Below are 17,596 nucleotides of genomic sequence, written 5' to 3' on the forward strand. Positions count from 1 at the left end.
AAAATACTTGCCCTACTATTTCATCAGCCCGTTAAAAATGGTTTTGGCCATCAATTCGCTGCCCACATCGCCGGGGTGCTTACGGTCGGGCGACATAATATCATCATATATAGATTGCTCGCTGAAATGCGGGAAAACCTTAGCAAAATCAATGTACGCCGCCTTGTTTTTTAATGCCAGTTTAAAAAGCGCGTCGGCATAGTTGCCAATGTTGTACGTCCTCGGGTCTTCGTTTTCATAAAGCGTTTCTGGCGGGCACATGATCATAATATCGCAATTGGGCTGTATGTGGCGCAGCCTGTCAATAATATGCTGCACATTTACGGCCATATCTGCCGGCTTTACGTTAAAATCCATCTCGTTAGTGCCGAACATAATTAATGCGCCCTTAGGGTTCAATAGTTTTATCGACTGCTCCCACAGGCCGTTGTTAGCAAAATAGTCGGCAGTGGTGCCGCTGCTCCCAACCTTGTGCATATTGAGAATATCGCCGGTGCGGCGGGCCAGTACGCCGCAAAATACCTGCCCTTCTTTAAGTGCTTCTATCTCCATGCTAATGTTATCGCCTTCGTTCTCTACATTTACTACTACGCTGCCGATATCCTCCGCAGCGTTTTCTTCGCTTACCACCGTCCAGGCGCCGCCATTTACACGGTACCTGAAATTGCCTGCGTTGGAGTGCCGTTCGTAAATAATGGTCATGGTGCTCAGTTGCACTAACGATTGAGCAGTTATTACTGCGTTGGGCGTATTACTGGTTACATTGCCGCAGGGGCCGTAATAATTGCTCTGCGCGGGGTCCCAAAGTAAGGGGTCGTAATCAAAGGTGAGCTCGTTCAGGTCCATCGATGCATCTATCGAATACATGCCTGTTGGGTCCCAACGCCCAAAGCTATCGTAGCCGGGCCCGCCATCGTTAAAACCATTGCTAAGCAACTTACCACGCAGCCTCCAGCTGTAAAAGTTCCCTTGTGTGTACGAGTCGCCAATTAGTAGCATATCATAAGCGCCTGTTTTGCTGGACTTGTATGCTTGCCAGTTTATCAGCCTGTTAAAATTGGCAGTGGCGGGAGTTATGGTATCTTTTATAACAGTATCGGTGTTACCCGTAACGGGCGGCGGGGTGGTAGGCGTGGTATCGGTTTTGGTAGTATCGGTTGGCGTGGTTATTACCGGCTTTTCGGGGAATACCGGGGCATCCAGTTTACAGCTTTGAAAAAACGAAAAAGCTATTGCAATTACGAAACCGCACGACAGGAAACGGACGCGAAGCTTCCGCTTGGGCTTAGGGGTAGAGTAGATCATTTTATTAGGGGCTTATGCAACACAAAACAACTGTATTACACACAGATAAAAATACATAAAAGCCATACCCCAGCCGTGCGTGCAACAAGAATGTTACAACCTGCAACCCTTATAATTACTCCATGAAAGTTAATAAAGCATGCTGGCCGGCGGTATGCAGATCGCGCCAAACGCGATTGATCTCCGTATCGGGCGATGCGGCAAGCAATCCGCAGTAAGGGTATAGCGCATCTACACTTTCGCGCGCGGTTTTGGCAAGCAACCGGCTCGTAAAACTTACTTGTTTTAAGAGGGCGGCATCGGTAGGTTTTAGCCATGAAGCCTCAACAGCTCTAAAGAATTGCTTCCTTATACCGTTAAGCTCCTCAACAGCATCCGCAAGAGCCTTATCCATAACGGCCACGTTGGCCGCATTTACTCTGCGAATGTTAGTTGCTTTGTGGGCAAACGCAGGTACGCAAAGGTCCATAAAATGCACGGCCATGCCCGATAGATTTGCCGCAAGGGTAGCTTCTGCCAGTTGCAAAAATGGGTAAGTATATAGCTGCTCGTTAATAACAGTAGCATGGGCATCTATTTTAAAGCAGCGGCTTTTATCTACCAAAAGCTCTTTCACCTCATAAGCATCGCTGCCTGTAGCTATCATGCCCATGTACTTCCAGCCGGGTAAAAGGTTTACATCGGCTCTGTCGAGTATGAAGGGTAATATGAGCTGCGCACCGTCATCCCCGAAAACAGGTTCTCCGTTATGAGTAATAACACAATTGACAGTTATGTGTGTAGCATGATGCACACCGCTGGCGTATTTCCAGCTGCCGTTAATAATGTAGCCCTCGCCGCTTATTTCGGCGGTACCGGTTGCTGCGCCACTGCCCGCTATGCAGGCGCGGGCATCAGCATATACCTGCCGGGCAATATCGGGTTGCAAAAACCCACCGAACCAACCCGCACCGCAGCATAAGGTAACCACCCAACCCAGGCTGCCATCGGCCCAGGCTAATGCTTCCTCCATTAATACGGCCTGTGGCAGTGGAGCTTGCAAGCCGCCATAAACCGCAGGCGATAACAAGTTGAACCATTTTTGTTGATACACCAATTCTAACTGCGCCGGGTGCAATTTGCCCAGCTTTTCGGCATCTGCCGCATACTTGCGTATAGTTTCTACCCAGTCGGCCTGCAACTGTGCGGAGGGATGGGGTATGGTTTCTATGTCAGGCATCCTGGTTTGATAAACGTTCGTTGATGATGATCTTGCGCCAATCGTAATAACCAAAAATGGCCACGATGAATAAAATGAGGGTAAGCACGGCGAACATCGCCAGGTCTTTATGGTAAAGCAGTGGAATAGCGAAAAGGTTACTGATGTTCAGCAACACCCAGTTTTCAATTTTACGCCGTGCCAGCAGCCACATACCCGCCCATGCCGTTGATGATACCCAGGCATCCCACAGCGGCACTGTCGACTGGGTGAAACTCACCAGCAGCCAATACAAAAGCCCCCAACCCGCAAAAACAATAAGCAAAGTGGTTATCCATTCGCGCCGGTTGGCATAAGCTACTTTTACGGGTGGTTGGCCGCGCTTTTTTATCCAGTGGTACCAGCCGTATACACTCATCACCACATAATAGCCATTCAGCAGGCATTCGGCGTAAAGGGCTACTTTCAGTAACAGGTAAACCGAAATTAAAGTGGCGGCTATACCTGTTGGGTATAGCCACACTTTGTTTGCCCGCGCCAGCAATACTTCGGCAACGCCTAATATTACGGCTGCCCATTCCAGCCAGGTGGTAGCTTTTAGCTGCTCTAAAAAAAGAGCTATCCAATGCTGCATGGCTTAAAAGCTTAAACTAACCGAAGCCATAAAGTTGCGCGTGGCCTGCGGGAAGTAATAGTTGTAGTTTACTACCTGCCCGCCCTCGATATCCGGATAGGTAGCACCATTGGCCTCGTACTTTTTGTTGAATACGTTATTCACCTGCAGCCCCAGCCCAATATTTTTCACCGAGCGTACGCTGAAGTTGTACCGAACCCTTACATCACTCACAAAGTAGCTTTTCAGCAACCTATCAGTAACGTAAGCGTTATTGCCCGATACCGGGAAGCCTACCGGGTTGGTGTTTGATGTATTATCTAAATACTGCTGACCAATGTATTTGCTGATGAAGGCTATCTCGCCGCCTTTAATTGGCGTAAGGCTCAACTCGCTTGAGCCAATGAACGAAGGCGAAAAGGCGATATTAGTTTTCTTCAACAGGATGAAGGCCTGGCTGCCGTCATCGTAATTGTTCAGGAACTGGCCGTAGTTCTTAATTTTATTACTGCTGATGGTTGCCGTAGCTGCCCAGCTTAGCGCTTTGGTAATTTTCAGTCGGCCATCCAGCTCAATACCCGTGCGGTAGCTATCCTTTACATTGCTTCGTATTTGCGCACCAACATCGTTAAGCGAACCTGTTAATATCAACTGGTTTTTATATAGCATATAAAACAGGTTAATGCCTCCGCGGAATGCAGATGTAGCAACGCGATAACCCGCTTCAAAATCTTTCAGGTTCTCTGCTTTAGGGCGGCTGGCAGGTGTACTGTTTGTGTAATCGTCGCGGTTGGGTTCGCGATTGCCTACGGCGAAGGATGCATACACATTATTCTGCCCGTCGAACTCGTAGGTAACGCCCACTTTAGGATTGAAGAAATTGAGCGTAGCGTTCTGCTGAATGTTGTTCAAATTCCTGTCGAACCCTAAGAACGAGTAGTAAATTCGGCGGTACTGCATATCGGCAAATACGGTGGTATTACCGGTTTTCAACTCGCCACGGCCAAAGATGTTGAAATCGTTCTTGGTTGCATCGTCGCGGTAGTACTCGTAGTTCGGCGGTATACCGGCGCTCTCGCGGGTGTAAATAATATTACCAAAGTGCGCGCCTTTATAGCGGTTGTACGCGCCACCGAGGGTGAAATTCAGGTTATCTTGCGGCAGGTATTTCAAGGCATAAGTAACGCCATAAAAATCGTTATCCAGCCAACGGCGGCGGGCTAAGTCGGTATTGGTGATGGTGGTGCCGCCTATTACAACAGGGGTTAAGCCGTAATCCTCTACGCTGGCATCCGCTTTATACTCTTCGTAATAGCCTTTGCCTTTGGTGTAGTGCAGGGCACCACTGAAAGATACTTTGTCGGATAGTTTTTGGTCGTAAAGTAATTGGTAGTGGTTTTGCAGGTAATCGTCTACCTGGTCTTTATAAAAGCTGCCATCGGGCAGTATGCCCAGCTCGTTGTAAGTGCGGTTGTTTGGCAGGCTGTTATCGCTGATGATATAGTCGGGCACGCCGTTCCAGGCCTGGTAGGTGCGCTCGTAGCCCGAGAACACATTCGCACGCAAGGTGCTGTTTTTGCCGTAATAAGCACCGCTCACAAAAAACGACTTCAGTTGCGACGATGCCCTGTCGATGTATCCATCGGATTTGATACGCGATAACCTTCCATCCACACTAAAGTGGCCACCTAACAAACCTGTACCCAGGTTAATGGTGTTTTTTACCGAATTGAACGAACCCATAGAATTACTGATATCGGCATAACCTGTATCTCGCCTGGTTGTGGTTTGAATGTTGATACTCCCGCCGAACGCACCTGCGCCATTGGTAGACGTACCCACGCCGCGTTGCACCTGTATGTTGTTTACCGATGAAGCGATATCCGGCAGGTCGACAAAGAACGAACCCTGGCTTTCCGAATCGTTGTACGGGATGCCGTTAATGGTTACGTTCACCCGGCTGCCGTCACTTCCGCGTATGCGGATGCCGGTGTAGCCAATGCCCGCGCCTGCATCAGAAGTAGTTACTACCGATGGGGTTTGGTTAAGCAGGTAAGGCAGATCCTGCCCGAAGTTGTTCTTCTCCAAATCCTTTTTGCTCAGGTTGGTAAAGGCCGTTGGCGAGTTGCGGCCCGCACGGGTGGCGGTAACCACCACTTCTTCGGCACTGAAAACACCGTTGGCAAGTGTTAAATTGATAGTTTGGCTGCTGTTTAGTGCAACCGTTTTTGTTAATAGCTGGTAGCCCACATAACTGGCTTGCAGCGTGTAATTGCCTGCGGGCAGGTTGGTTAAATTGTAATTGCCATTAACATCGGCTTGTGCGCCACGGTTTAATTTGATGATACTGATGCTTGCGCCGGGCAGTACTTCGCCGGACTGGTTGATGATTTTTCCGCTGATGGAAAATTGTGCCGATGCCACATACGGCAACAGCAGGGCGATAAGCGCCGCTAATAAATTTTTCAAAATTGTTGAACAAAAATGAGTTAAACCATCTGCCGCCAGGGTAAAGCGTCAGTACACTTAACTTGTTACCTCTCCCTACGCCGGCATTACCCGGATCAGGTGCATGTTTTTTGGAGTTGAGAGTTGATGTTTAAAGCTTAAGCTATCGCTTTTGACTTTTTACTTCTAACTTTTGACTTTGCAAAACAATGGGTTTGATCTCAGCCTGTCTTTCAGTTTGGTAGAAACAACCTGCAGTTTATTTCTATTGGCCAAAGCAAGGCACCCCTTGAGAATTATAGGGCAAATATATTGTTTTTGTTATGGGAATAACAATATCAACTAACATATATTACAATATCGGCATCCCGAGGTGTTAATATTATTAGCTTTGGTGTGCATGGCAACCATTAAACAGCTCGACCAGGGGCGCAACAACAACTTCGACCTTCTCAGATTCATGGCCGCCGTAATGGTTATCTTTTCGCACAGCTACTTAGTTGCGGGCACATTTGAGCAGGAGCCATTGGCCACAGCCATCGGCTTTATGGACTTTGGAGCCTTGGGTGTGCGCGTATTTTTTGTTATTAGCGGCTTCCTCATTACCAAAAGCATGTTCAGGCAGCCAACCCTGGGCAGTTTTGTGTTGGCAAGGGCGTTGCGCATATTCCCGGGGTTGTTAATAGCAGCGGTATTGTGCGCTTTTATTATAGGTCCGCTTTGCACTACGCTTAGTTTAGCAGATTATTTTGCCAACAGCCGTGTATACGATTTTGCCTGGAGGCTGTTCACGGTGCATAACCTCAACAATACCCTCCCCGGCGTATTTGAAACATTGCCCTATAAAGCGCAGGTAAATGGCTCGTTGTGGACATTGGCTGCCGAGCTTTTGTTCTATGTGGCGGTTTTGTTGTTAGGCATTATCATTGTAATATTCCGCCGGCAATTCCGGCTATTAGCGGGTGCATTTCCGGCTATACTTTTAGTGGCGGCTTTCTTTTGGGGAATAGTGTATGCCCCCTGGTATATGGATTTTGTATGGGCCTGGGCAGTTTTGTTTCTGCTTGGCGGGTTGGCTTATCTTTTTTCCGGCAGAATCATTATTAATATACCCGTCGCAATTGGTATGCTTGTTATTACTGCCTTGCTTTTCCATTACCGGTCGCCGTTGCTTATTAGTTCTTTTAACATAACCCTCGCCTATGGCATTTTCGTATTTGCTTATCACCCCAAATTACAGGTAGGCTGGTTCCACAAGTTGGGCGATTACTCTTACGGGCTTTACATCTATGCCTTCCCCATACAACAATTCCTCAAACTGAAGTTTCCATTGTGGAGTGCCGCGCTTAACTTCGGTACTTCGTTTTTACTCACGCTTATATTGGCTATCGTATCCTGGTATTTTATTGAGAAGCCCATGCTTAAATTAAAATGAAGCCAAGCCCCAAAACGGCTTAGTAGTAAATAAATTTACAACAACCCTTTCATATGTTTTAGGCCCTGCCGGACACCGTTCAGGTATATAATCGGCCGTTTATGTAAACTTCTTTACGCTCAATTACCATATCGCATAGCTGGTATGTCAAAAAAATGTACTTTTGCAGACTTTTTAAAAAGGAATTATGCTTAGAACACACACCTGCGGGCAATTAAATATCAGCAATTTAGGGGAAACTGTTACCCTTTGCGGATGGGTTCAAAAATCGCGCGATTTGGGCGGTACTACTTTTATTGACGTACGCGACCGCTACGGCCTTACCCAGCTTGTTTTTAACACCGATACTGATGCGCAACTGCGCGATGCCGGCCGCGAACTGGGCCGCGAATTTGTGATAAAGGTAACCGGCAAGGTGGTTGAACGTTCTAACAAAAACACCAAAATTGCTACCGGCGAAATTGAGATTACAGTTACCGAACTGGAAGTTTTGAACGCCGCTAAAATACCTCCGTTCCTGATCGAAGACGAAACCGATGGTGGCGAGGAACTGCGCGCGAAATACCGCTACCTGGATCTGCGCCGTAACCCTATCCGTAACAACCTGGTGCTTCGCCACAAAATGGCGCAGGAGATACGCCGCTATTTATCAGATCTTGATTTTATCGAGGTGGAAACCCCGGTTCTGATCAAATCGACCCCGGAAGGTGCGCGCGACTTTGTAGTACCAAGCCGCATGAACCCGGGCGAGTTTTACGCTTTGCCGCAGTCGCCGCAAACCTTTAAGCAATTGTTGATGGTGAGTGGTTTCGACCGTTACTTCCAGATCGTAAAATGCTTCCGCGATGAAGACCTGCGTGCCGACCGCCAGCCGGAGTTTACACAGATAGACTGCGAGCTATCGTTCATTACCCAGGAAGATATCCTGAACATATTTGAAGGCTTAACCCGTCACTTGTTCCGCAACGTAAAAGGCTTGGAACTTGGCGATTTCCCACGCATGCAATATGCTGATGCCATGCGTTTATACGGTTCGGATAAACCCGACACCCGCTTTGGGATGCAGTTTGTTGAACTGAACGATGTGGTAAAAGGCAAAGGCTTCGGCGTTTTCGATAATGCTGAACTGGTTGTAGGTATCAACGCAAAAGGTTGCGCCAACTATACCCGTAAACAATTGGATGAACTGACCGAGTGGTTGAAACGCCCGCAGGTTGGTGCAACAGGTTTGATCTATGCCCGCCATAATGAGGATGGTACCATCAAATCATCGGTAGATAAATTTTACAACGAAGAAGAACTGGCGAAATGGAGCGCTGCTTTTGAAACCGAAAAAGGCGACTTGATACTGATACTGGCCGGCCAAACCGATAAAGTGCGCAAACAACTGAACGAACTGCGTTTAGAAGTAGGCAGCCGCTTAGGCCTTCGCGATAAAAATAAATTCTCGCCACTGTGGGTGCTTGATTTCCCGCTGCTGGAGTGGGACGAAGAAACCGAGCGTTACCACGCTATGCACCACCCCTTTACTTCGCCAAAACCTGAGGACATCGCCCTGTTGGATACCGACCCTAAGAACGTACGCGCCAATGCTTACGACTTAGTAATAAACGGTACCGAAATTGGCGGCGGCAGTATCCGTATTCACGATAGAGAATTGCAGGCCCTGATGTTCAAGCACCTTGGTTTCTCTAAAGAAGAAGCGCAGAAACAATTTGGCTTTTTGATGGATGCCTTTGAATATGGTGCACCTCCGCATGGAGGTATTGCTTTCGGGTTTGATAGGTTGGCATCGATTTTCGCCGGACTGGATTCTATCCGCGATGTGATCGCTTTCCCTAAAAACAATTCGGGCCGCGATGTGATGATCGACTCACCATCAACCATTGCCGAAGCGCAAATGACTGAGTTAAAAATTAAAACAACTGTAGCATAATAGCGGCTTTTGCCGTTACCTGTGATATGAAAAGATACTTATTGATCATTAGTTTATTGGCTATCGGTTTGTCGGCTTGTAAAAAAGACAAGACAGTTAGTGTAGAAGAGCAGGCAAATATTGACGACAAAGCAATTCAGGCTTACCTTGCCGCTAACCCAAGCATAACGGCAACTAAAGACCCATCCGGCGTTTATTATCAAAACATTACACCCGGCACGGGGAGCAATCCTACTGCGGCGTCTACAGTATCTGTTAACTACGTTGGCAAATTGCTGTCGGGTTCCCAGTTTGACTCCGGCACTTATACCACCGGCTTAGCTGCAGGCAGCCAGGTTATTGAAGGCTGGAAAATAGGTTTGTTGCACGCGAAAAAGGATGGCAGAATACTGCTGATAATACCGTCGCGCTACGGATATGGTCCATCCGGTTCGGGCCCTATTCCGGCAAACGCGGTAATTACATTTACCATAGATGTATTAAGTATTACCAACTAATAGTTTATACTTTAAATAATTAAGAGCGCTATATAACCTATAGCGCTCTTTTTGTTTTAGGGGCCTACTATACCAATACGCTACAACCCAACAACCCTACCATATCGAAATTTCATTTAAGTTAACTACTGTATCAAAACAAGGTTAACACAACTTAACATATTTTAAATTTTAAAAATTATAAACTATTGATAATTAATATATTATAGTTTAAAGAATTAACGATGGCAAAAGCTCAAATTTTTCGCATTGGTTAACAACCCTCCATTTATGCGAGTTAAGCACTTCGGCGAATATTTTATACGGCAAATAATTATATTTAGAAAAATTACCAAAGCCATAGCCAATGAAAAAGTTTTTACCTTTTGTATTCACCGCCATTTCATTAGCCGCATCGGCTCAAAACAACTCCTCCAATAAAATTATCAGCAATAAAGCCGATGCCCTAAAGGATAAAATTATTGCCTGGCGGCGCGATTTCCACGAGCACCCCGAGCTGGGCAACCGAGAAGTACGCACGGCAGATATTATTGCAAAACATTTAAAATCGTTGGGGATAGAGGTGCAAACGGGTGTGGCTACAACCGGCGTAGTGGGCATACTCAAAGGCGGCAAGCCGGGCCCCGTAGTGGGGTTACGTGCCGATATGGATGCATTGCCTGTTACCGAGCGCGTGAATATTCCCTTTGCATCAAAAGTAAAAGCGCAGTATAATGGCAACGAAGTTGGCGTAATGCATGCCTGCGGTCACGATTCGCACATGGCCATAATGATGGCGGTTGCCGAGGTATTGGCCGGCATGAAGAAAGATTTGCATGGCACCGTAAAATTCCTGTTCCAACCGGCAGAAGAAGGCGCACCAGCAGGAGAAAAGGGCGGAGCAGAGCAGATGATAGCCGAAGGTGCTTTGGAGAACCCTAAGGTTGATGTGGTATTCGGCTTGCACATCAACTCGCAAACCGAAGTGGGTAAAATTGTTTACCGCCCGGGCGGTACTATGGCCGGTGTAAGCGATATGCAGATAACTGTGAAAGGCCGCTCGGCACATGGGGCTTACCCCTGGAGCAGTATTGACCCGGTAGTGGTATCGGCACAAATTATCAGCAGCCTGCAAAGCATCGTTAGCCGCAACGTAAACGTGACCGAAAACCCTGCCGTGGTAACCGTTGGCGTTATACAGGGTGGCTCACGTTTCAATATCATCCCCGAAAGCGTAAAAATGCAGGGCACAATACGCTACTTTACCGAATACGATGAAAAGTTGGTTACCGATAACGTACGCCGCATTGCCACCAAAACAGCCGAAGCCTATGGCGCTACCGCCGAGGTATTAATACCCTACAGCAACCATTACCCGGTTACCTTTAACGATGTTGATTTAACGGCCAAAATGCTGCCATCGCTGCAAGCCGCAGCCGGTAAAGAAAATGTACTGTTACGCCCGCCGGTTACAGGTGCCGAAGATTTTAGTTTCTTCCAGCAGAAAGTGCCTGGGCTATTTTTCTTTTTGGGAGGGATGCCCAAAGGCGGCAGTCCGCTTACCGCTCCATCGCACCACACGCCAGATTTTTATTTGGATGAAAGCGGCTTTACACTTGGTGTGAAAGCACTTTGTGATTTAACGCTGGATTATATGGCGGGGAAAGGGAAATAGTTTTAAAATAAACAGGCAGGTTTTAGCCTGCCCATTTTGTCGCGGTGTCTACTTCTGCCCTGCTATAACATCTTCGCCCGGCACTTTGCTGTAGGCATACTCTATTACAATAATCTCGTTAGTAGCAGTATCGTGGCTTAAACGCAGCCAGCCGAAGTGCGGTTCACCGTTCATTTTGAGAGCAAAGCCGAGGTATTTGTCCTGCTTGTTTTTCCACAGGCCTTCCAGATCGGTTTGGGCATTGGTGGTTACCACGCTCATGATAAAGGCCTTTTGCTGTAGCGCTGTAAACGCTACCTGGTTGGCCTCGGTAGGCTCTATTACCTCATCCTTATTAAATGGGTATGCCCATTGCGCGTTGATCACCTGCTCAGGCCCTTTCTGAATGAAAAATTTATTGCCCGATGTGCTTTTGGTATAACCCGATAAGTATAAATGCTGCTTACCATCGTGGAAGATGAGCGTCCCGCTGAAGCTTAGGTCTACAGTGCCATCGTTATTGGCATCTAAAAAAATGTGCTTGTTATAGCCTAAGCGCAAATTCAGCGTGCGGTAAACCATGTTTTCTGACGATGGCTGGGTTACGCCTGTTACCGGGGCAGCTTCAACCGGGTCGGGTTGTATTATAACCTGTGAGTTATCGGGTTTGTTATTATCCTTTTTGCAGGCCTGCGCAAACAACAGTACGCATGCGCCTAATAGTAAAAACTTTTTCATAGTAACGGCATGACGGGTAAAAATGTCGTGGTGTTACAATGTTCTTGAGTTTTAATGAGATTTAAAAAGCGACGAAATTTAACCGCAGAGGCCGCAGAGTTTTACGCAGAGGTTCACAGAGCCTATATTGTGGTTAAGTTTTGAGCACAGCCACGAAAAAGTCGGCTATAAAAGTCTCTTGAAAAGTTTGCAAGGCTCTATGTGTGTCTCTGCGGTTTTCCCTCTGTGCGCTCTGTGGTTAAATAGCCACCCAAATTAGTCCCTACGTTTAACCGCAGAGGACGCAGAGTTTTACACAGAGGTCTGCAGAGCCTATATTGTGGTTAAGTTTTGAGCACAGCCACGAAAAAGTCGGCTATAAAAGTCTCTTGAAAAGTTTGCAAGGCTCTATGTGTGTCTCTGCGGTTTTCCCTCTGGGTGCTCTGTGGTTAAATAGCCACCAAAATTAGTCCCTACGATTACCCACCAAGAACGATGCGTAATACACCAGCGTAGCCAGCGAACCAAGGGCGGCTACCACATACGTCATGGCGGCCCACCAAAGGGCATCTTTTGCCTGGCTATGCTCTTTACTGGTTTGCATAATGTTGTAATTATTGTTCAACCAGGCCAATGCACGGTTGCTGGCATCAAACTCTACAGGCAGGGTAACAAAACTGAACAGCGTTACCAGCGCGAGTGCGCCAACGCCAATGGCCAATACAAAGGTAGAGTGCGCAAATATCAGCAGCATTATGCCTATCATAATAGCTACCTGGGTTATCCGCGAAGCAATGTTCACTACAGGCACCAGCGACGAACGCAAGCCCAGCCAGCCATAAGCTTTGGCGTGTTGCACGGCGTGCCCGCATTCGTGTGCGGCAACGGCGGCAGCGGCCACGCTACGGCTGTGGTAAACATCGGGGCTAAGGTTAACGGTTTTATCGGCGGGGTTGTAGTGGTCGGTTAGTTGGCCTTCTACAGATATTACGCGTACATCGTAAATACCGTTATCGCGCAGCATCTTTTCGGCAACCTCGCGGCCCGAGAGGCCCGACAGCAGCGGCATCTGCGCGTACTCGTTAAACTTACTCCTGAAACGCGCCTGAACTAAAAAGCTCACCAGCGCAATACCGGCCATCAGCAGCCAGGCCGAGCCGGTGGGTATAAATGTAAATATCATCGACAAGTGGTACATGTTTATATGGTTTTATATGAAACGGCTATTTCAAAAAGCATTCCAATTGCGGGGGAACGCTTCGGTAAAGGAGGGCTGATATGATAACGTTTTTACTACATTTGAGTTTGGAACAAAATTTTTCATACTGGGAGCGCACCGCCTTTATAAATAATGCCGATGTAATTATCATTGGCAGCGGCATTGTAGGACTAAGCGCTGCCCTGCACCTGAAAACCCGCGAACCCCAGCTAAAGGTACTGGTGCTCGAACGTGGCTTCCTCCCCAGCGGCGCAAGTACCAAAAACGCGGGATTTGCCTGTTTTGGAACCGTTTCCGAGCAATTATCCTATTTATCCGACTCTTCGGAAGAGGAAGTTGCCCGCCTGGTGAACTACAAATGGCGGGGCTTACAAAGGCTGAGGCAAAACCTGGGCGATGATAATATTGATTACCACCAGCATGGCGGTTACGAATTGTTTATGCAGGCCGAAGAACAGCACGCCGACGAATGCATTGAAAAGATCGGCTATCTCAACACCCTGTTAAAAAACGCCATCAGCGGGCATGACATTTATTCAGTAGCGAATGAAAAAATTGCAGCTTTTGGCTTTAGCAAAGTAAGCCGAATGATATACAATCCCTTTGAGGGGCAGATACATACCGGCAAAATGATGCGCGCACTGCTGCATAAATGTTATGAGAAAGATGTAATGGTTTTGAACGGATGTAGTATTAACCGCGTTGCACAGGCCGATAACCACATCCGTCTAAGTACTTCTCAGGGCGAGTTCAAATGCGGCAAAGTGATATTAGCCACTAATGCCTTCGCTAACCAACTATTCCCCGAATTAAAAGTGGTTCCTGGCCGGGGGCAGGTATTGGTTACTAAACCCATTCCCGGCTTAAAACTGCAGGGTACCTATCATTTCAACGAGGGGTACTACTATTTCCGGAATATTGACGACCGGGTGTTGTTCGGCGGCGGCCGCAACCTTGATTTTACCGCCGAAGAAACCGCAGCGTTCGGGCATACCGATGCTGTGAAACAAAGCCTCATCACGTATCTTAACGAAGTTATCCTCCCCGGGCAAAATGCCGAGGTCGACTACTGGTGGAGCGGCATTATGGGTTTTGGCGAAGGCAGCGGCCCTATAGTAAAACAAGTTGAGCCTAACATATTTTGCGCCGTACGCTGCAACGGTATGGGGGTTGCCATGGGCAGTTTGGTGGGTGAAGAAGTAGCTGAGTTGTTGCTGGAAAGCTAAGCTTCGTGGACTGTATTATTGAGGGGGCTACGCTGTAGCCAAAATGCACTTTTACTGTTTCTACAAACACGGTGCTCCTACCGGAGCGCAAAGCCCAAACATACGTTGAGGCAATAATTAGCCGGCAAAACGGCTACAGGGTAGCCACGCGTTTGTAGAAATGCAATAAATTAATTTTGGCCTCGTTAGGCGCCTCCTTTCGCGTACAATGCCGTTAAGTTAAGCCTTCCGCTACCCCATTAGGGATAAAAGCTTTGTAGAAAATCCCGCCCCTAAGTTTGGAGTGCCGTAGGTACTCAACAAATCGGGTTCAACACCTAACGGCGTTTTATTTTTTTACTGCCTTTTTCTGTAGCCAAAATGCGCTTTGGATACCGTGCAGGGAGATCGTTTTTAAAACATACGCCGCAGTTTGGCTAAAGCCTGCGCAATCCCAACACCAAACCGTCCCATAAATGGGGACGACAATTAAGCTTGAAAAGTTGAATTCATTGCCGTTCGGCTTCAGCCAACGGTTTATGAGTTAACAAACGACGGCTTCAGCCAAATTTGAAGTAGCGATAATTTTCAAAGCGATTGCTCTCGGCTACAGTGTAGCCACGTGTTTGTAGAAATAGGATGAACTAATTTGAGGCTCCGTAGGTGCCTCCTTTCGCAAACATTGCCCGATGCGACTTTTCACGCACAAACACATTAAAACCCTCTTTTCCTGTTCCCTCCAATTCTTCTTGGCCTCGGTGACGGCTCGGGCACATCATCTTCATCGGCACCGTAGCGGCGGGCCATTTTGGCAATGCGTTCTTCCAGCGTTTCGGTAGTGAGTTTTTCGCGGCCAAGGCTGTCAACCATTATCGGGAAGGCAAATGGCGTAGGGCGTTCAATGGTTTTTAAAACGATGCTTTGGGTTTGTATGCGCTGCAAAGCTGCCCGTAGCCTGAACTCTTCCAACTGAAAAGCCAGTGCTTCGTTATAGGCCTGCCGCACCAATAGGTTATCCGGCTCGTACTCCTGGAAAACCTCGAACAGCAACGATGTAGATGCCTGCAAGTGCTTGTTTTTTACCTGCTGCCCGGGATAGCCTGTAAACACCAGCCCACCAATGTGGGCAATATCCCTGAAACGGCGGCGTGCCATTTCGTTCGAGTTCAGGCTGTTTTGGATGTCTTCGATCAGGTTATTGATAGAGAAGAAGTCTGCATCCTCTAAAGCCTGCTCAATAGGGATATCTTCATCCGTCAGCAGTTCAAATCCATAATCATTCATGGCGATGGAGAAACTTGCCGGTTTTATTTTGGAGATACGGAAGGCCAGCAAACTTGCCATCCCCTCGTGCACCAATCGCCCCTCAAAAGGATAGAACAGCAAGTGGTGCCCCTCGCGCGATTTGAAAGACTCTATTAAAAACTCATGGCTCTGCGGCAGGTGCGATAAGCGCGATTGCAGATCGAACAAGGGCTTCAGGGCTTTTACCTCAATATCTTCTTCACGACCGTGCGCTACCTCATCCAGCTTATCACGAAAAACAGCTGATAACTGCGACGACAACGGCATTCTTCCCCCCGCCCAGCTCGGTATCATCCCCTTGGTTTTGGTCGATTTTTTTACGTAAGCGGTCATCTCCTTTATTTTGATGAACTCCAGGCTTCGCCCGGCAAACCAAAAGGTATCACCGGGTTTCAGTTTCGATATAAAACCTTCTTCCAGCGTGCCCAGGCTGCCGCCGCTGAGCCATTTCACGCGGATGCTCAGCTCGCTGGTAATGGTGCCTATACTAAGGCGGTGTCGCATAGCCACGCGGCGATTATTCACTTTAAACAAACCGTTTTCTACCTCTACCTTCAAAAACTCATCGTACTGCGCAAGGGTTTTGCCACCGTTGGTAATAAAATCTAACAGCTGGTTAAACTCATCGCGCCGCAAGTCGGCAAAGGCAAAGGTGCTTTTCACCTCTTTGAATAATTCATCCGCCCTGAAGCCCTCTGATACCGCCAGCGTAACCATGTATTGTATCAGCACATCCATAGTAAGCAGCATAGGGTCGCGGCTTTCGAAAACGCCGTTTTGTATGGCTTGTTTTAATGCCGCACCTTCCAATAATTCCAGCGAATGTGTAGGTACAAAATAGGCTTTAGAGATGGCACCGGGGTGGTGGCCGCTCCGCCCGGCACGCTGCATAAAACGGGCAACACCTTTTGGGCTGCCTACCTGCACCACGGTATCTACCGGTCGAAAATCTACACCCAAATCAAGGCTAGATGTACAAACCACAACCTTCAGCGCTTCGGCGTGCAGGGCAGCCTCTACCCAATTGCGCAGTTCGTTATCCAGCGAGCCGTGGTGCATGGCCATTATCCCCGCATACTCAGGGTAATTATCAATAATGGCATGGTACCATATCTCTGCCTGCGAGCGGGTATTGGTAAAGATGAGCGTGGTTTTGCTTTTGGATACTATCTCCATCACCTGCGGCAGCAGCTTAACGCCTATATGCCCCGCCCAGGAGTAGTTCTCGATATTCGGCGGAATAACCGATTCAATCTGCAGCCGCTTGCTGATATTCGCCCGCACCATGCGTATCTGCTCCGCCGGAAAATCGTTACCCAACAGCACTTCGGCAGCTTGCTCCAGGTTGCCTATAGTGGCGGAGATACCCCAGACTTTAAGTTTGAAGTCTGAAGTTTGGAGTCTGAAGTTTGGAGTCTCGCCGCTTTCGACTTGAGGCTTCCGACTTAAGACTTTCAATTTACTTAAACCTAACTCCACCTGTACACCGCGTTTGGTGCCCAGTAGTTCGTGCCATTCGTCGCATACTAAAACCTGCAGACCGGCAAATACTTTGGGGTATTCTTTTTGGGCGAGCATGAGGTGCAAGCTTTCGGGGGTGGTGAGCAAAACCTCGGGCAGTTTGCGTTTCAGGGCAGCCTTTTCTGCTGCGGAGGTATCGCCGGTGCGGGTCATTACACGCCAGGGTAGCCCTATCTCGTCGCAAACCTCCTGCATGGCCTTACGGATATCGTTAGTTAGTGCGCGCAGCGGCGTTATCCAAAGCATCAGCAAGCCGTTGTTACTTTTGGTTTGGTAATTATCCGGGTGCTTATTGATGTAATCAGCCAAAAAAGGCAGGAACAAAGCAAACGTTTTGCCACTACCGGTTGGGGCATTCAACAGGCCCGAAAAGCCCGCAAGGTAGGCTTCCTCCATCTCCTTTTGAAAGGGGAACTGTTTCCAAGCCTTTTGCTTATACCATTGCTGTATTACCTGTTGCCCCTTTGTTGCCATTGCCCATAATATACAATGCAAATTGTAATAAGTTGCAATAGCTTCAAAACTCTACGCTTTATTTTATGCAGCACAAAACCCGAGCCCAAC

The 17,596-nt window shown here is 47.9% G+C and carries 12 protein-coding genes; 5 read left to right on the top strand and 7 right to left on the bottom strand.

The features are described from left to right. Nucleotides 1-15: 15 nt before the first annotated feature. From BC343_RS09115 to BC343_RS09130, 4 genes are all read right to left on the bottom strand, one after another. Complete coding sequence (locus BC343_RS09115; protein ID WP_078347470.1) at nt 16-1,305, bottom strand: SGNH/GDSL hydrolase family protein; 1,290 nt, start codon at nt 1,303-1,305, stop codon at nt 16-18. Nucleotides 1,306-1,420: 115 nt separating this feature from the next. Then, nucleotides 1,421-2,524 (bottom strand): acyl-CoA dehydrogenase family protein, encoded by a 1,104-nt coding sequence (locus BC343_RS09120; RefSeq protein ID WP_078347471.1) that lies wholly within the window; start codon nt 2,522-2,524, stop codon nt 1,421-1,423. Continuing rightward, a complete protein-coding gene (gene pnuC / locus BC343_RS09125; RefSeq protein WP_078347472.1) occupies nt 2,517-3,137 on the bottom strand; it encodes a nicotinamide riboside transporter PnuC in 621 nt (206 codons plus the stop codon). Before pnuC ends, BC343_RS09120 begins: the two co-directional genes overlap by 8 nt. 3 nt (nt 3,138-3,140) lie before the next feature. Beyond that, nucleotides 3,141-5,585 carry a TonB-dependent receptor gene (locus tag BC343_RS09130; protein ID WP_078347473.1) on the bottom strand — a complete coding sequence of 815 codons (2,445 nt, stop codon included), beginning with the start codon at nt 5,583-5,585 and terminating at the stop codon, nt 3,141-3,143. Nucleotides 5,586-5,964: 379 nt separating this feature from the next. Between BC343_RS09130 and BC343_RS09135 the strand changes: the two genes are divergently transcribed. From BC343_RS09135 to BC343_RS09150, 4 genes are all read left to right on the top strand, one after another. Then, nucleotides 5,965-6,999: an acyltransferase family protein gene (locus BC343_RS09135; protein WP_078347474.1), complete on the top strand. Its 1,035-nt coding sequence runs from the start codon at nt 5,965-5,967 to the stop codon at nt 6,997-6,999. A 187-nt stretch (nt 7,000-7,186) separates the two neighbouring features. Beyond that, nucleotides 7,187-8,935 carry an aspartate--tRNA ligase gene (aspS, locus tag BC343_RS09140; RefSeq protein ID WP_078347475.1) on the top strand — a complete coding sequence of 583 codons (1,749 nt, stop codon included), beginning with the start codon at nt 7,187-7,189 and terminating at the stop codon, nt 8,933-8,935. Nucleotides 8,936-8,961: 26 nt separating this feature from the next. Further along, the gene (locus tag BC343_RS09145) at nt 8,962-9,432 is read left to right on the top strand and encodes an FKBP-type peptidyl-prolyl cis-trans isomerase (RefSeq protein ID WP_078347477.1); all 471 of its coding nucleotides are present in this window, start codon (nt 8,962-8,964) and stop codon (nt 9,430-9,432) included. Between the two features lie 346 nt (nt 9,433-9,778). Further along, nucleotides 9,779-11,086 carry an amidohydrolase gene (locus BC343_RS09150; RefSeq protein ID WP_078347479.1) on the top strand — a complete coding sequence of 436 codons (1,308 nt, stop codon included), beginning with the start codon at nt 9,779-9,781 and terminating at the stop codon, nt 11,084-11,086. A 48-nt stretch (nt 11,087-11,134) separates the two neighbouring features. Here BC343_RS09150 and BC343_RS09155 read toward each other — a convergent pair whose 3' ends face one another. Further along, nucleotides 11,135-11,803, bottom strand: coding sequence for a hypothetical protein (locus tag BC343_RS09155; RefSeq protein ID WP_078347480.1), 669 nt, complete (start codon nt 11,801-11,803; stop codon nt 11,135-11,137). Nucleotides 11,804-12,248: 445 nt separating this feature from the next. Further along, complete coding sequence (locus BC343_RS09160) at nt 12,249-12,980, bottom strand: zinc metallopeptidase (protein WP_078347481.1); 732 nt, start codon at nt 12,978-12,980, stop codon at nt 12,249-12,251. Nucleotides 12,981-13,087: 107 nt separating this feature from the next. Here BC343_RS09160 and BC343_RS09165 point away from each other — a divergent pair, with 107 nt between their 5' ends. Continuing rightward, nucleotides 13,088-14,227, top strand: coding sequence for an NAD(P)/FAD-dependent oxidoreductase (locus BC343_RS09165; protein WP_238381734.1), 1,140 nt, complete (start codon nt 13,088-13,090; stop codon nt 14,225-14,227). 693 nt (nt 14,228-14,920) lie between these two features. On the opposite strand, the gene BC343_RS09170 is transcribed toward BC343_RS09165, so the two are convergent. Continuing rightward, nucleotides 14,921-17,506, bottom strand: coding sequence for a ligase-associated DNA damage response DEXH box helicase (locus BC343_RS09170; RefSeq protein WP_078347484.1), 2,586 nt, complete (start codon nt 17,504-17,506; stop codon nt 14,921-14,923). Between the last annotated feature and the right edge of the window lie 90 nt (nt 17,507-17,596).

Origin of the sequence: Mucilaginibacter pedocola (assembly GCF_002013915.1) — a bacterium.
In the GTDB taxonomy this organism is placed as follows: Bacteria; Bacteroidota; Bacteroidia; order Sphingobacteriales; family Sphingobacteriaceae; genus Mucilaginibacter; species Mucilaginibacter pedocola.

Bases quoted from the DNA above. Each gene is read 5' to 3' on its own strand.
- BC343_RS09170 (WP_078347484.1), bottom strand. From the start codon at position 17,506: ATGGCAACAAAGGGGCAACAGGTAATACAGCAATGGTATAAGCAAAAG.
- aspS (WP_078347475.1), top strand. From the start codon at position 7,187: ATGCTTAGAACACACACCTGCGGGCAATTAAATATCAGCAATTTAGGG.
- pnuC (WP_078347472.1), bottom strand. From the start codon at position 3,137: ATGCAGCATTGGATAGCTCTTTTTTTAGAGCAGCTAAAAGCTACCACC.
- BC343_RS09115 (WP_078347470.1), bottom strand. From the start codon at position 1,305: ATGATCTACTCTACCCCTAAGCCCAAGCGGAAGCTTCGCGTCCGTTTC.
- BC343_RS09145 (WP_078347477.1), top strand. From the start codon at position 8,962: ATGAAAAGATACTTATTGATCATTAGTTTATTGGCTATCGGTTTGTCG.
- BC343_RS09155 (WP_078347480.1), bottom strand. From the start codon at position 11,803: ATGAAAAAGTTTTTACTATTAGGCGCATGCGTACTGTTGTTTGCGCAG.
- BC343_RS09120 (WP_078347471.1), bottom strand. From the start codon at position 2,524: ATGCCTGACATAGAAACCATACCCCATCCCTCCGCACAGTTGCAGGCC.
- BC343_RS09160 (WP_078347481.1), bottom strand. From the start codon at position 12,980: ATGTACCACTTGTCGATGATATTTACATTTATACCCACCGGCTCGGCC.
- BC343_RS09135 (WP_078347474.1), top strand. From the start codon at position 5,965: ATGGCAACCATTAAACAGCTCGACCAGGGGCGCAACAACAACTTCGAC.
- BC343_RS09150 (WP_078347479.1), top strand. From the start codon at position 9,779: ATGAAAAAGTTTTTACCTTTTGTATTCACCGCCATTTCATTAGCCGCA.